Genomic DNA, 13,137 nt, shown 5'->3' on the forward strand with positions numbered 1-13,137 from the left:
TAGACAGCTAATTAGCTCGTTGCGTCTTGTTACTATTGTTCATTATTTTGTTTGCTATAATTGTTTGAAAGTTTTGACAGGATTGCCATTAGTAGCATGAACAATAGTAATAATCTGGATTATTTCACTCTCTATATCATCTTTTCCATTGCATTTATGCTGATCACCTTGCTGGTCATCCTTATCGCAAAACCCAGTACTGGGCTTGGAGAAGTGCTTGTGACGATAAATTTGCTGAATGCCCTTGTTTGGCTGGCGATCAATCTGGTTAATCGAGTAAGGGAAAAACTCGTTAGCCACAGGGATCAGCACTAATCTTTCTTTATGCTATAGCCGCTATATAGTAATAAGTATTGTTGTACTTGTGGTTTAATGCCGATTAAATTGCTTTGCTTGTTGTTGTGAGGGCGTATTGGCGGGTGTGATGTTTCATTGTAGAACTATATACAACCACCGCGTCGAATCAATCGACGCGGTAACAGACGAAATATTATTTTTTGCCGATAGCACGCATGGTGTCATCAATTGCCGTGATCAACAGCATTTGCGGGTCTTTAGCGCAAACCTGGTTCAGTTTTTCTACCACTTTGGCGCTCAGTTCCGGAGATTGCTCAATTTTTAAATCACGGCTGGCAACGCTGGCATTACCCATTACCGCAACAATTTCTGCAACCTGTGCGCTGTCAGTTTTTGCCATTTCGTTGGCTTCTGCGCAAGTAATATAGGTTTCTGACGGCAAACCGTTCTTAATATTGTAGTCCTGCGCCCAGGTCATTGGTGCGAAAACAAACAGACCCGCCAGTAAAGCAAATTTTTTCATCATCATTCCTTATTTCATTTTACCCAGAATTGCACCACCCGTACCGCCAATTACGGCACCTTTAATCGCCCCTTCAAGGCCATTGCCGGTCAGAACGCCAGTGACAGCACCAACGGCGGCACCCACTTTTGCACCTTTGCGCGCATTTTTGCCGTCGCGGCCTTTTTCTGTTACTGCACCAACGCCAGCGCCAACAGCTGCACCTTTCAGTACGCCATTAACGCCATTGCCAGTAAGTAAACCAACGCCTGCACCAAGTAGTGCACCTTTTGTGGTGCGATTCATATCCGCCATCGCTGGCGCGGAGCAGAGCAATGCTGAGATAAGCCCGAAGGCGAGTATTTTTTTCTTCAACTTAGATGTCCGGTATTAAGTAAGTTGCACACACAATAATTTCGTCTTCAATTAAGACCTGCTTAACTAAAGAACGCTCGCTATTATTCAGATAATTCAAAATGAGCGTGGCTGTGATGATAGGAATTATGTCTTTTACTTGAATGAGAATAATCTTAAATAAAAAATAACTCTTTGATTGACAATATTTTTATTCAAGAAGTGTCATTGGCTGTTAACGTGATGTTGTAAAGGTAAGATAATCTGATGCATCAATATTATTGTGTAATATTCATGTGAGTAGAAGATATTCATCAGAAACAATTATGTGAGTCATTTTACTTTGCCGACGGCCTTATTTCCGCAAAATAAGAGTACGACAGTCTTATCTGAAAAGATTGATTTTTATTCAACCACACTTCAGCGCGATGCGTCTAAAAATGCCTCTTTCTTATGCGGAATATCATCATTTCATCATGATGTCTTTGATGAGCGGTGAACACAATACACTTGCGCTGTCTCTTAAGGATGAATCCCCTGGTCTGGTGCCTGTGGGCCGATGTTGCAGCAGAGCTAAGGTCGCTTACCCGCTACTCAGTATTCACTTTTCAGAGGATGAAATTTATGAACAGGACCAGTCGCTATTATTTTCGCCGTTCAGTACTTTCCTTATTGATATCTGCCTTGATATATGCCCAGCCTGGAGAGGCTGCTTTCACATCAATCGTTACTGGTATCGTAAATGGTGAAACTGTGGATGGCGAGCAAATAGTAGATGAACGGGGGACAACTAATGATACTCATATCATTAATCACGGCCACCAGACTGTATTTGGTGGGGTGTCTAATGGAAGTATTATTGAAATGGGTGGACAACAAGATGTAGCAAACCATAACAATTATCAGGGGCAAGCTAATAATACAATCCTTCATGGGGGTACACAGGTAATTTATAATGGTGGGAATTCTAGCGGTACGATAATCGCGAGTGGCAATCAGCAAGTTTATAACGGTGGTACCAGCAATGGCACGTTAATCGAGAGTGGCAATCAGTACATTTATAAGGATGGTACCAGCAATGGCACGATAATTAAGAATGGTAATTCATACGTCGAAGGAGGGAGAGCAAACGGGACTGTCATTGATGGTGGTAAACAAACAGTAACAGCTCAGGGGCATGTTGACGGTACGACGATAAATACATCTGGTTCTCAGAACATCACACAAGGAAGTCTGGCAACGAACACAACAATAGATGGGGGCCGACAGTATGTAGATTCGAGTATTGTAGAAAACACTATCATTAAAAATGGAGGTGACCAAAGAACAATTAAGAGCCATGCGCTGGACACCACAATAGATGGTGGTCGACAGGATGTTGATTCAAGCACTGCACAAATAACCACCATTAAAAATGGAGGAATGCAGACGCTGCAAAACACGTCAACGGCGCACACTACCACGATCTATTCTGGTGGGACGCAAATTGTTGATAGCAGGAGCACCTCGAATGTTATTGAAATATATTCCGGTGGCGTGCTTGATGTTAGAGAGGGTACGGCAACGAATGTTACCCAGCACGATGGCGCGGCTTTAAAAGCAATGACTGACAGGTCGACGGTGAGCGGTACGAATAGTGAAGGGGCATTCTCCATCCACAATCACGTGGCAGACAATGTGTTGCTGGAAAACGGTGGTCATTTAGACATAAACGCATATGGTTCGGCAAACAAGACGGTTATTAAAGATAAAGGAACAATGTCAGTTTTAACGAATGCTAAAGCTGATGCGACCCGAATAGATAATGGCGGGGTTATGGATGTTGCCGGAAACGCGACAAATACCATAATTAATGGTGGCACACAGAATATTAATAATCATGGTATTGCCACGGGAACCAATATCAACAGCGGAACACAAAATATCAAGAGCGGCGGGAAAGCTGACACGACAAATATCTCCTCCGGGAGCCGGCAGGTTGTTGAGAAAGATGGTACGGCAACTGGCAGCAATATTAGCGCCGGAGGCTCGCTGATTGTCTATACCGGTGGTATCGCACATGGGGTTAACCAGGAGACGGGCAGTGCTTTAGTTGCCAACACGGGCGCAGGGACTGATATTGAAGGATACAACAAGCTCTCTCACTTCACTATTACCGGAGGGGAGGCTAATTATGTTGTGCTGGAAAATACCGGCGAACTGACGGTAGTGGCTAAAACCACGGCGAAAAATACTACCGTTGATGCTGGCGGTAAGCTGATTGTCCAGAAGGAGGCTAAAACAGATACCACCAGACTTAATAATGGTGGCGTTCTGGAGGTTCAGGACGGTGGTGAGGCTAAGCATGTTGAGCAACAATCCGGCGGCGCATTGATTGCTTCCACGACTTCCGGAACACTTATCGAAGGAACCAACAGTTATGGTGATGCTTTCTACATCAGGAATTCAGAAGCTAAAAATGTAGTGCTGGAAAACGCTGGCTCATTAACAGTCGTTACTGGTTCCCGGGCAGTTGATACGATTATTAATGCCAACGGCAAAATGGATGTTTATGGAAAAGATGTTGGCACTGTACTCAATAGTGCGGGCACCCAAACAATATATGCCAGTGCCACTTCTGATAAAGCAAATATCAAAGGTGGCAAGCAAACGGTATATGGTTTAGCCACTGAGGCAAATATCGAAAGTGGTGAACAAATTGTTGATGGTGGGTCAACAGATAAAACGCACATCAAAGGCGGCACGCAAACCGTTCAGAATTATGGTAAGGCGATCAATACCGATATCGTCTCTGGCCTACAACAAATTATGGCAAACGGGACAGCGGAAGGTTCCATTATTAATGGCGGTTCACAGGTAGTTAATGAGGGCGGTCTGGCTGAAAACTCGGTACTTAATGACGGCGGCACACTCGATGTGCGGGAGAAAGGCAGCGCTACGGGGATACAGCAGAGTAGCCAGGGCGCGCTGGTGGCAACCACCAGGGCGACGCGGGTCACAGGGACACGCGCTGATGGCGTCGCGTTCAGCATCGAGCAGGATGCGGCGAACAATATCCTGCTGGCAAATGGCGGCGTGTTAACCGTGGAGTCAGACACCACTTCCGCCAAAACACAGGTCAATGCGGGCGGACGGGAGATCGTCAAAACAAAAGCCACTGCGACTGGCACGATGCTTACCGGCGGTGAACAAATCGTCGAGGGTGTGGCGACTGAGACAACGATTAACGACGGCGGAATACAAACAGTTTCGGCTAACGGTGAGGCAGTAAAAACAACGATTAATGAAGGCGGTACGCTGACAGTCAACGATAATGGCAAAGCGACAGATATCATCCAGAACAGCGGTGCCGCTCTCCAGACGAGCACGGCTAACGGTATTGAAATCAGCGGTACTCACCAGTACGGCACCTTTTCCATTGCCGGAAATTTAGCGACCAATGTGCTGCTGGAAAATGGCGGTAATTTATTGGTATTAGCAGGTACCGAAGCTCGCGATTCCACGGTTGGCAACGGTGGGGCAATGCAAAACCTGGGTCAGGACTTCGCCACAAAGGTTAATTCCGGTGGGCAATATACCCTTGGTCGGTCAAAAGATGAGTTTCAGGCTCTGGCCCGGGCAGAAGATCTACAGGTCGCTGGCGGGACGGCAATCGTCTATGCAGGTACGCTGGCGGATGCATCGGTCAGTGGCGCGACAGGAAGCCTGTCGTTAATGACGCCACGGGATAATGTTACGCCAGTTAAACTTGAAGGGGTGGTCCGGATTACCGATAGCGCGACATTAACTATCGGAAATGGCGTCGATACGACGCTTGCCGACCTGACGGCTGCCAGCCGGGGCAGTGTCTGGCTTAACAGCAATAATTCCTGTGCAGGCACCAGCAACTGCGAATATAGAGTAAACAGTTTGCTCCTCAACGACGGTGATGTTTATTTATCAGCACAAACAGCAGCGCCTGCCACAACTAACGGTATCTACAATACGCTGACCACCAGTGAACTTTCCGGCAGCGGTAATTTCTACCTGCATACCAACGTTGCAGGCTCCCGGGGCGATCAACTGGTCGTCAACAACAACGCCACTGGCAATTTTAAAATCTTTGTTCAGGATACCGGCGTCAGCCCTCAGTCTGACGACGCGATGACGCTGGTGAAAACAGGGGGAGGGGGTGCTTCGTTTACGCTGGGTAATACCGGCGGTTTCGTTGATCTTGGGACCTATGAGTATGTCCTGAAAAGCGACGGCAACAGCAACTGGAACCTGACCAATGATGTCAAACCCAACCCGGACCCCAACCCAAATCCGAAACCGGATCCAAAACCAGACCCAAAACCGGATCCGAAACCAGACCCGACTCCCGATCCAACGCCGACACCCGTCCCGGAGAAACGCATCACGCCTTCTACGGCAGCCGTACTCAATATGGCAGCAACATTACCGTTGGTCTTTGATGCTGAGCTAAACAGTATTCGCGAGCGGTTGAACATAATGAAAGCGAGTCCACACAACAATAATGTCTGGGGGACGACGTATAACACCCGTAATAATGTCACCACCGATGCGGGTGCCGGGTTTGAGCAGACGCTGACCGGAATGACGGTGGGGATCGATAGCCGTAATGATATTCCTGAGGGGATTGCGACGCTGGGCGCTTTTATGGGTTATTCCCATTCACATATCGGTTTTGATCGTGGAGGACATGGCAGTGTGGGCAGTTATTCTCTGGGGGGCTATGTCAGCTGGGAACATGAAAGTGGTTTCTATCTGGACGGTATCGTGAAGCTGAACCGCTTTGAAAGTAACGTAGCCGGTAAAATGAGCAGCGGTGGAGCCGCCAACGGCAGTTATCGCAGCAACGGGCTGGGCGGTCACATTGAAACCGGGATGCGATTTACCGATGGTAACTGGAACCTGACGCCGTATGCATCGTTAACGGGGTTAACCGCTGACAACCCCGAATATCATTTATCCAATGGTATGGAATCGAAATCAGTCGATACCCGCAGTATATATCGTGAACTGGGCGCAACGCTGAGTTACAACATGCGTCTGGGGAACGGCATGGAAGTAGAGCCGTGGCTGAAGGCGGCTGTGCGCAAAGAATTTGTCGATGATAACCGGGTGAAAGTGAATAATGACGGTAATTTTGTCAATGATTTGTCGGGCAGACGTGGAATATACCAGGCAGGTATTAAAGCCTCATTCAGCAGTTCGTTAAGCGGGCATCTCGGGGTGGGGTATAGCCATGGTGCCAGTGTGGAATCCCCGTGGAACGCGGTGGCTGGTGTGAACTGGTCGTTCTGACAATCAGTAATTAAACTGCGCTTCGGCGCAGTTTTCATTTACAGGGTGTTACAAGGGAAAATGCTGAGGCAAAAAAAGCCCGCCAGTTACGGCGGGAAACCTCATCCTATGGGAGAACAATGAATAATGAAATTGCGGGGTTATCATCGCCCAGTATACCCATGCTAACAATAAGGTTATCTACTCAACCAGGCATAAACATTTTGTTCTGTATATGGGAACAGCATTAAGGTGTAAAGGGGGAGGGAGAAATAGCAATGCGTCGCATCAGCAAGAATGCTCGCCGCGCTTACTAAACGTGGATGAGAGGAATGAAAAACTCAAGGCAGAGATGACTCTGCCTTGAAGATAAATGCGCTTTTACAGCGGGCTTATTTCAGCTCTTCAGCTTCCGGTAAAGTCACGTTCAGCTCAAGAATAGAAATATCGCCATCTTTTTGCTCAAGCTGTACGGTTACCATCTCAGGATCAATTTGTACGTATTTACAAATGACCTCAAGAATATCTTTACGCAACTGCGGTAGATAATGCGGTTCAGCATCGCTGCGACGGCGTTCAGCAACAATAATCTGCAGCCGTTCTTTTGCAATGTTGGCCGTGTTTTTCTTCCGCGAGAGAAAGAAATCGAGTAATGCCATAACTTATCCTCCGAACAAGCGTTTGAGGAAGCCTTTCTTCTCTTCTTCAATGAAGCGGAAAGGACGTTCTTCTCCCAACAGACGTTCTACGGTATCTGCGTAGGCTTTACCCGCATCGGCGTTAATGTCGAGAATGACCGGTTCACCCTGGTTAGAGGCGCGCAATACTGATTGATCCTCAGGAATCACGCCGACGAGTTTGATGCGCAGGATCTCCAGCACATCTTCCATGCTCAACATGTCACCTCTGCTCACGCGGCCTGGGTTATAGCGCGTTAACAGCAGATGCTCTTTAATAGGCTCTTCGCCATTTTCTGCGCGGCGTGATTTCGACGCCAGAATGCCTAAAATACGGTCAGAGTCGCGTACTGAGGAGACTTCCGGGTTGGTGGTAATAATGGCTTCGTCTGCAAAATAGAGTGCCATTAACGCACCGGTTTCAATCCCTGCCGGGGAGTCACAAACGATAAATTCAAAGTCCATCGCTTTCAGATCATCAAGAACTTTGGCGACCCCTTCACGGGTAAGGGCATCTTTATCGCGTGTTTGCGATGCCGGAAGAATATAGAGATTTTCAGTACGCTTATCTTTAATTAACGCCTGATTTAGCGTTGCATCGCCCTGAATGACGTTGACGAAATCGTAAACGACCCGGCGTTCACAACCCATAATCAGGTCGAGATTACGCAGGCCGATATCAAAATCTATCACGACAGTTTTCTTTCCCTTCTGGGCCAAACCAGTGGCGATGGCCGCGCTGGAGGTTGTCTTACCAACACCCCCTTTGCCCGAAGTAACAACAATAATGCGTGCCATAGAAATTCCTTGTTAAAAAGGGATCAATTTAACGGTTGAACGGTCAAAGCGTTTTCGACTAACTGTAGTCGCGCTGCTTTGCCATAAAATTCTGCTGGGATTTGATCACTCAGCCAGTATTCACCTGCGATGGACACCAGTTCCGCCATCAGGTTCGTACAAAATATTTGCGTTTCCCGGTCACCACTTGCCCCTGCCAGCGCACGACCGCGCATCATGCCATAAACATGAATGTTACCATCGGCAATCAATTCGGCCCCAGCGCTAACGTGGCTTGTAACAATCAGATCACATTGTGGAGCATAAATACGCTGACCGGAACGCACCGGGGTATCTATTAAACGCGTTTTTGTGACCGACGTTGTATTTTGCGCTGGAGCCTGCGGTGCGGGAGCTGGACGCGGCGCTTTTTCCTTTCCTTCCGTCAGGATAGGCAGCCCCATCTTTTCAATTTCGGCTTTAAGTTGCGCATCTTTGCAGCCACTTACGCCAATAACCCGCAAACCGGTTGCCGAAACAGCCTTATGCATCGCTGACCAGTTTACCGGGTCTTCAAGTGCACTGACGTTGAGTACAACAGGGGCATGTTTTAAAAATGCGGGGGCCTGAGCGATTTTGTCTTCCAGCGCCTGATGAATAACCTTAGGTTCTGCCTCATGCAGATGAACCACAGATAAAGTGAAGCTACTGCCTTTAAGCTCGATTGGCGTGTTTGACATCCTGGCCTTACTCAATTAGCTATTAATCATCGCCAGCGCGCGATGATGTTCCGAAGACTATAAGGCATGTTATAGTCTGGATTATATTGAGGCAAGTCACCCTCCCATTTATTCAGAGTAAAAGTCTATTCTGTGATAAATGGCGCTGATTCATAGCTTAAAAAATACCCTTGTCAATCAACCTATTGCCGTCGTACTTTTGATTGTTCTTAATTACCCTTCCTTTTTCTGCACTCTAATCGTGACAATCTCATGAGAACTGTTTAAATATCCAGTGTTGAGGCAAGCATATTTTTTCACCATCGCTAAGCTTTCTTAACTTTCCATTTCTTTCAACGCCATTAAAAGACGGCCACCTTTATCTTAATATCAGCTGAAGAATTGCTCTATCATAGAATCCGCAGAAGATGTCTGATGCTTCTGTCAGGTCATCGTAACTCGTCCAGGTCAGCGGTTTTGATTATGAGTTGATGATGAAATGAGCATAAGTGTTGTACGGTTGGTTTCTCAGGATGTGCTATGAATATGAGGCGTATTTTTTATATTGGATTGTCAGGTGTGGGGATGATGTTCTCATCAATGGCGTCTGGAAATGACGCCGGCGGACTTCAATCGCCGGCGTGTGGCGTTGTTTGCGACCCGTATATTTGTGTTGACTTAGATGGCATTTCCCCTGAGTTAACAAGGAAATATCTCGGTGAAAAAGCTGCGGATAACTTGCAATCAGTAGAAGGCTACGATCCCAGCCAATTTACATTCTCTAACGGTGTATTTTGCGATGTTAAAGAAAAATTATGTCGTGATGATCGTTATTTTGGTATGGATGGTCAGCGGAGTGGGAAAATCAATCAAACCACCACAAAGATGTTATTTATGTGTCGTGAGTGATGTCTTGTTTACATTATGTTCTATTCTGTATTTTCCGCTCGTCGTCGCATAGCCTTCTTTATATTCGTCATTAACCTCTTGAGCGACAGAGAGGCGTGGGGGCGATAACGTTTATGACGGGGAGAGTCCCCGTCGATTGACATTTACTTAATTTGAATATCAACGTTATATTTTTTAGTTTTGTTTTTACGGGCGTCATTTCGAGTTTGCAGCACACGCAGCTCATATTTGCCAGAAGCTGGGAGTGCGTATTGTCCGTGACTATCGAGTTCTGGGGAATATCTGGATAAATCAACAGAATCATCGATCCCTGGTCCGAAGAGGTAAGTATCAGCGCCTTCATTAGAGATACTCACATGCACTTTCTGGCCTTTTTTGGCATAGAAGGTATATGTATCGTAATCATATCCCTTTATTTCGCCGGAGTACTGAGCGCTGCTATGACCTTTTCTGAACTCAACATTGACATTCTTACCTGCAGCAAAGCTCGTAGAGGTTAGCAGTGCAAGCAGCAATACACCCTTACTGATGCTCTTGATTTTCATAGGTAGTCTCCTGTTCAGAATGAGTACGATGAACTGTTATAATATAACAATTCCTTACGGGGGAATTCCAGTGGCTTTCCTGTATTCGGTAAAATCCTGGTGCGGTATTCTTGCCGGGGATTACTTATAAAGGGCGCATGGATTGAACAAACCGCAGAAATCTACAGCTGGCTGGCTTGTGGCGCGGGTTTCATTGATGTTAGCTTATGCCAAAACCTGGCATTTTAAAGAGTAAATGTATGTTTTGTGTGATTTATCGAAGCAGCAAGCGTGACCAGACCTATTTATATGTCGAAAAAAAAGACGATTTTTCGCGTGTTCCTGAGGAACTGATGAAAGGTTTTGGTCAGCCTCAGTTAGCGATGATTCTGCCGCTGGATGGGCGGAAGAAATTGGTCAATGCCGATATTGAGAAGGTTAAACTGGCATTAACCGAGCAAGGTTACTATCTGCAGTTACCGCCACCCCCCGAAGATTTGCTGAAGCAACATCTTTCCATAATGGGGCAGAAAACAGACGACACTAACAAATAACCGATATCCGGCGGTGGCATTATCTTTGTCGGCGCGGGTTTTCATATCCACGATAAGTGAGGGGAACGTTATGTATCAACATCACAACTGGCAAGGTGCGCTGCTGGATTATCCGGTGAGTAAAGTAGTCTGTGTTGGCAGTAACTATGCCAAACATATTAAAGAGATGGGCAGTGCAGTGCCCGAAGAGCCAGTGCTGTTTATTAAACCAGAGACGGCACTGTGCGATCTGCGGCAGCCATTGGCGATCCCATCCGATTTCGGTTCAGTTCATCATGAAGTCGAACTAGCGGTGTTGATTGGCGCGACGCTACGTCAGGCTACGGAAGAGCATGTCCGCAAAGCAATTGCCGGTTACGGCGTGGCGCTCGATCTGACATTGCGTGATGTTCAGGGAAAAATGAAGAAAGCCGGGCAGCCGTGGGAAAAGGCCAAAGCGTTTGATAACTCTTGTCCGCTATCCGGGTTTATTCCAGCGGCGGAATTCACCGGCGATCCGCAAAATACAGTGCTGGGCCTGAGCGTCAACGGCGAACAACGCCAGCAAGGTACGACTGCGGACATGATCCATAAAATCGTTCCGCTGATCGCTTATATGAGCAAGTTTTTTACCCTCAAGGCCGGTGACGTTGTGCTGACAGGCACGCCTGATGGCGTCGGCCCCTTGCAAAGCGGTGATGAGCTGACGGTTACTTTCGATGGACATTCTTTGACAACTCGCGTTTTGTAATACTTTTTGCCGCCTGAAAGCGGCGGCAAAACTTGCATCGCTGTGCCAGACTGGTTATAAGGTGCGTTTTAACGTAATGGCGGAACACCTGATGAGCGATGTACCTTTCTGGCAAAGTAAAACCCTGGACGAAATGAGCGATGCGGAATGGGAGTCGTTGTGTGATGGTTGCGGTCAGTGTTGTCTGCATAAACTAATGGACGAAGACACCGACGAAATCTACTTCACTAACGTCGCCTGTCGCCAGCTCAATATTAAAACCTGTCAATGTCGGAACTACGAGCGTCGTTTCGAGTTTGAACCCGACTGCATTAAACTAACCCGTGAAAATCTGCCAACATTCGAATGGTTGCCAATGACTTGCGCTTATCGCTTGCTGGCGGAAGGTAAAGATTTACCTGCGTGGCATCCGCTGCTTACTGGTTCGAAAGCGGCAATGCATGGCGAACGTATCTCTGTGCGTCATATCGCAGTGAAAGAATCAGAAGTGATTGACTGGCAGGATCATATCTTAAATAAACCTGACTGGGCGCAGTGATAAATTTAATAGATGTTGATGGGGGCTTTCTTAATATACGTCTGGATGCTCGCCATTTCGTAGCCCTGTTTTTGAAAGCGCTCTATCATAATGAGAGTTACCCGATACCTTATTATTAACAGGTAACTCTCAATCTTTAAAAAACGTCTGTATTTTTAAATGTGATAAACTTTATACCTTGAGTACATGGAGAGAATAATCGCTTATCAGGCTTCAGGTACCTCAAAGAGTGTCTTCTTACCGTGTCTTTTCTGATACTCATTACAGGTGTTAATCATTTTTTTTGCCGCTTCTTTTAGCAAAGAAAGCATTAAATCATCATAATCAACGTAGAATCTGGTTGTTTCAGTTTCCGTTTTTATCTCCCCGATGGCGGCTATTTCGGTGGTTAATTTCAATTTGGCAGCATCGATATCTTTATTCGCTTGTTTAACCGTGTTAGACAGGGTGGTAAAGAAACTCTGCACAGATTTTAACTTGTTCTTCAATTCTGGAATCAGTTTCCCTTCAACTACGCCCGCAGCAATAGAATAGGAAATGATTAATCCAAATGGACCGGCGACGACACCGGCTGCGGCACCGGCATACGCTTCTTTCCGAATTTTATCCACCTGTGACTGGAAATAGCTGCTTTTTTCTGAAAAATCATTGGTTAACTGGCTATCTAACGCCAGCAGTTTTCCGGAAGCGTTGTTGAAACTTTGTGAGCTTACCAGCAGAGATTTTTGCGCTTCATTCAGCTTCGTGATGCCGTCATCCAGTACCTTAATGAGAATGTCTTTCTGGGCGGATGCTTTCTTCTCATTGTACTCATCAAATAGCAAAATATATGCTGCGAGCAATTGCGTCGCAACACCACACCATTCATACACCGTTTGGGTTGCTTCAAAATACTTATCCTGGCTATCCATAAGTAAGGTTTTAATATCGCCAACTAAAACGGAGGCTGCCTGTGAATACTCCTGTTTAAAGCGACTTAGCTCTTTTATGGTTTCATCGAAGGTCTGCCAGGGGATGACCTGATCGAGATATTTATTATAAAGGTCTAATGCTCCATCTGCGGTTTCGATTGCGTTTTTAACTACCTCTACCGTTTTATCTGCAACGATTTCAGTCATAATCATTCGCCTCTTTAAATATATAAATTGTAATGAAACTCCTGTTTTACAACTATTAATGAATTTTACTTCATCTAATTCATAGTTAGCCGGGTGAGATGCGTCAATGTCTTTATTTATATTAATATGATAAATATCAAACAATGTTTAAT

Annotated in this window: 13 protein-coding genes and 3 pseudogenes; 8 read left to right on the forward strand and 8 right to left on the reverse strand. The window is 46.2% G+C overall.

Going from position 1 to position 13,137, the window contains the following annotated elements; translation table 11 throughout:
- Positions 1 to 96 precede the first annotated feature (96 nt).
- A complete protein-coding gene (gene ymgF / locus QUE74_RS07825) occupies positions 97 to 315 on the forward strand; it encodes a cell division-associated protein YmgF (protein WP_001065863.1) in 219 nt (72 codons plus the stop codon).
- 175 nt (positions 316 to 490) lie between these two features.
- Here ymgF and QUE74_RS07830 read toward each other — a convergent pair whose 3' ends face one another.
- The 3 genes and pseudogenes from QUE74_RS07830 to QUE74_RS07840 all read right to left on the reverse strand — a co-directional run.
- Positions 491 to 826 carry a YmgD family protein gene (locus tag QUE74_RS07830; protein WP_000979977.1) on the reverse strand — a complete coding sequence of 112 codons (336 nt, stop codon included), beginning with the start codon at positions 824 to 826 and terminating at the stop codon, positions 491 to 493.
- A 3-nt stretch (positions 827 to 829) separates the two neighbouring features.
- Entirely contained in the window at positions 830 to 1,174 is a 345-nt protein-coding gene (locus QUE74_RS07835; protein ID WP_000726978.1) for a YMGG-like glycine zipper-containing protein, read from the reverse strand.
- 1 nt (position 1,175) lies between these two features.
- Positions 1,176 to 1,346 (reverse strand): annotated as a pseudogene (locus QUE74_RS07840) (hypothetical protein); the annotation flags it as partial.
- 142 nt (positions 1,347 to 1,488) lie between these two features.
- On the opposite strand from QUE74_RS07840, the pseudogene QUE74_RS29560 reads away from it, so the two are divergent.
- The 3 genes and pseudogenes from QUE74_RS29560 to QUE74_RS07850 all read left to right on the forward strand — a co-directional run.
- Positions 1,489 to 1,551, forward strand: a pseudogene (locus QUE74_RS29560) (hypothetical protein); the annotation flags it as partial.
- Between the two features lie 42 nt (positions 1,552 to 1,593).
- Positions 1,594 to 1,710: pseudogene (locus QUE74_RS07845) on the forward strand (ATPase); the annotation flags it as partial.
- A 67-nt stretch (positions 1,711 to 1,777) separates the two neighbouring features.
- On the forward strand, positions 1,778 to 6,460 hold the full coding sequence (locus QUE74_RS07850) for an AIDA repeat-containing protein (RefSeq protein WP_286331919.1): 4,683 nt from the start codon (positions 1,778 to 1,780) through the stop codon (positions 6,458 to 6,460).
- A 371-nt stretch (positions 6,461 to 6,831) separates the two neighbouring features.
- On the opposite strand, the gene minE is transcribed toward QUE74_RS07850, so the two are convergent.
- The 3 genes from minE to minC are packed head-to-tail and all read right to left on the reverse strand — an operon-like array spanning position 6,832 to position 8,633.
- Positions 6,832 to 7,098 (reverse strand): cell division topological specificity factor MinE, encoded by a 267-nt coding sequence (gene minE / locus QUE74_RS07855; RefSeq protein ID WP_001185665.1) that lies wholly within the window; start codon positions 7,096 to 7,098, stop codon positions 6,832 to 6,834.
- 3 nt (positions 7,099 to 7,101) lie between these two features.
- Positions 7,102 to 7,914 carry a septum site-determining protein MinD gene (gene minD, locus QUE74_RS07860; RefSeq protein WP_000101055.1) on the reverse strand — a complete coding sequence of 271 codons (813 nt, stop codon included), beginning with the start codon at positions 7,912 to 7,914 and terminating at the stop codon, positions 7,102 to 7,104.
- Positions 7,915 to 7,937: 23 nt separating this feature from the next.
- Positions 7,938 to 8,633 (reverse strand): septum site-determining protein MinC, encoded by a 696-nt coding sequence (gene minC / locus QUE74_RS07865; protein ID WP_001355234.1) that lies wholly within the window; start codon positions 8,631 to 8,633, stop codon positions 7,938 to 7,940.
- Positions 8,634 to 9,152: 519 nt separating this feature from the next.
- On the opposite strand from minC, the gene QUE74_RS07870 reads away from it, so the two are divergent.
- Positions 9,153 to 9,521 carry a YcgJ family protein gene (locus QUE74_RS07870; RefSeq protein ID WP_001057310.1) on the forward strand — a complete coding sequence of 123 codons (369 nt, stop codon included), beginning with the start codon at positions 9,153 to 9,155 and terminating at the stop codon, positions 9,519 to 9,521.
- A gap of 143 nt (positions 9,522 to 9,664) precedes the next feature.
- Here the strand turns inward: QUE74_RS07870 and pliG are convergent, their stop codons facing one another.
- The gene (gene pliG, locus QUE74_RS07875) at positions 9,665 to 10,066 is read right to left on the reverse strand and encodes a g-type lysoyme inhibitor PliG (RefSeq protein ID WP_000695225.1); all 402 of its coding nucleotides are present in this window, start codon (positions 10,064 to 10,066) and stop codon (positions 9,665 to 9,667) included.
- A 239-nt stretch (positions 10,067 to 10,305) separates the two neighbouring features.
- Between pliG and QUE74_RS07880 the strand changes: the two genes are divergently transcribed.
- The 3 genes from QUE74_RS07880 to ycgN all read left to right on the forward strand — a co-directional run bounded on the left by QUE74_RS07880 (position 10,306) and on the right by ycgN (position 11,867).
- Positions 10,306 to 10,599: a YcgL domain-containing protein gene (locus tag QUE74_RS07880; RefSeq protein ID WP_001355235.1), complete on the forward strand. Its 294-nt coding sequence runs from the start codon at positions 10,306 to 10,308 to the stop codon at positions 10,597 to 10,599.
- Between the two features lie 70 nt (positions 10,600 to 10,669).
- Entirely contained in the window at positions 10,670 to 11,329 is a 660-nt protein-coding gene (locus tag QUE74_RS07885; RefSeq protein WP_000284282.1) for a fumarylacetoacetate hydrolase family protein, read from the forward strand.
- Positions 11,330 to 11,420: 91 nt separating this feature from the next.
- On the forward strand, positions 11,421 to 11,867 hold the full coding sequence (gene ycgN / locus QUE74_RS07890; RefSeq protein WP_001306825.1) for a cysteine cluster protein YcgN: 447 nt from the start codon (positions 11,421 to 11,423) through the stop codon (positions 11,865 to 11,867).
- 206 nt (positions 11,868 to 12,073) lie between these two features.
- On the opposite strand, the gene hlyE is transcribed toward ycgN, so the two are convergent.
- Positions 12,074 to 12,985: a hemolysin HlyE gene (hlyE, locus tag QUE74_RS07895; protein ID WP_001360589.1), complete on the reverse strand. Its 912-nt coding sequence runs from the start codon at positions 12,983 to 12,985 to the stop codon at positions 12,074 to 12,076.
- Positions 12,986 to 13,137: the final 152 nt, after the last annotated feature.

This window comes from Escherichia sp. 10290 (assembly GCF_030295155.1).
In the GTDB taxonomy this organism is placed as follows: Bacteria; Pseudomonadota; Gammaproteobacteria; order Enterobacterales; family Enterobacteriaceae; genus Escherichia; species Escherichia coli_F.

Bases quoted from the DNA above. Each gene is read 5' to 3' on its own strand.
- minE (WP_001185665.1), bottom strand. From the start codon at position 7,098: ATGGCATTACTCGATTTCTTTCTCTCGCGGAAGAAAAACACGGCCAAC.
- pliG (WP_000695225.1), bottom strand. From the start codon at position 10,066: ATGAAAATCAAGAGCATCAGTAAGGGTGTATTGCTGCTTGCACTGCTA.
- minD (WP_000101055.1), bottom strand. From the start codon at position 7,914: ATGGCACGCATTATTGTTGTTACTTCGGGCAAAGGGGGTGTTGGTAAG.
- minC (WP_001355234.1), bottom strand. From the start codon at position 8,633: ATGTCAAACACGCCAATCGAGCTTAAAGGCAGTAGCTTCACTTTATCT.
- QUE74_RS07885 (WP_000284282.1), top strand. From the start codon at position 10,670: ATGTATCAACATCACAACTGGCAAGGTGCGCTGCTGGATTATCCGGTG.
- QUE74_RS07870 (WP_001057310.1), top strand. From the start codon at position 9,153: ATGAATATGAGGCGTATTTTTTATATTGGATTGTCAGGTGTGGGGATG.
- ycgN (WP_001306825.1), top strand. From the start codon at position 11,421: ATGAGCGATGTACCTTTCTGGCAAAGTAAAACCCTGGACGAAATGAGC.
- QUE74_RS07830 (WP_000979977.1), bottom strand. From the start codon at position 826: ATGATGATGAAAAAATTTGCTTTACTGGCGGGTCTGTTTGTTTTCGCA.
- QUE74_RS07880 (WP_001355235.1), top strand. From the start codon at position 10,306: ATGTTTTGTGTGATTTATCGAAGCAGCAAGCGTGACCAGACCTATTTA.
- hlyE (WP_001360589.1), bottom strand. From the start codon at position 12,985: ATGACTGAAATCGTTGCAGATAAAACGGTAGAGGTAGTTAAAAACGCA.
- ymgF (WP_001065863.1), top strand. From the start codon at position 97: ATGAACAATAGTAATAATCTGGATTATTTCACTCTCTATATCATCTTT.
- QUE74_RS07850 (WP_286331919.1), top strand. From the start codon at position 1,778: ATGAACAGGACCAGTCGCTATTATTTTCGCCGTTCAGTACTTTCCTTA.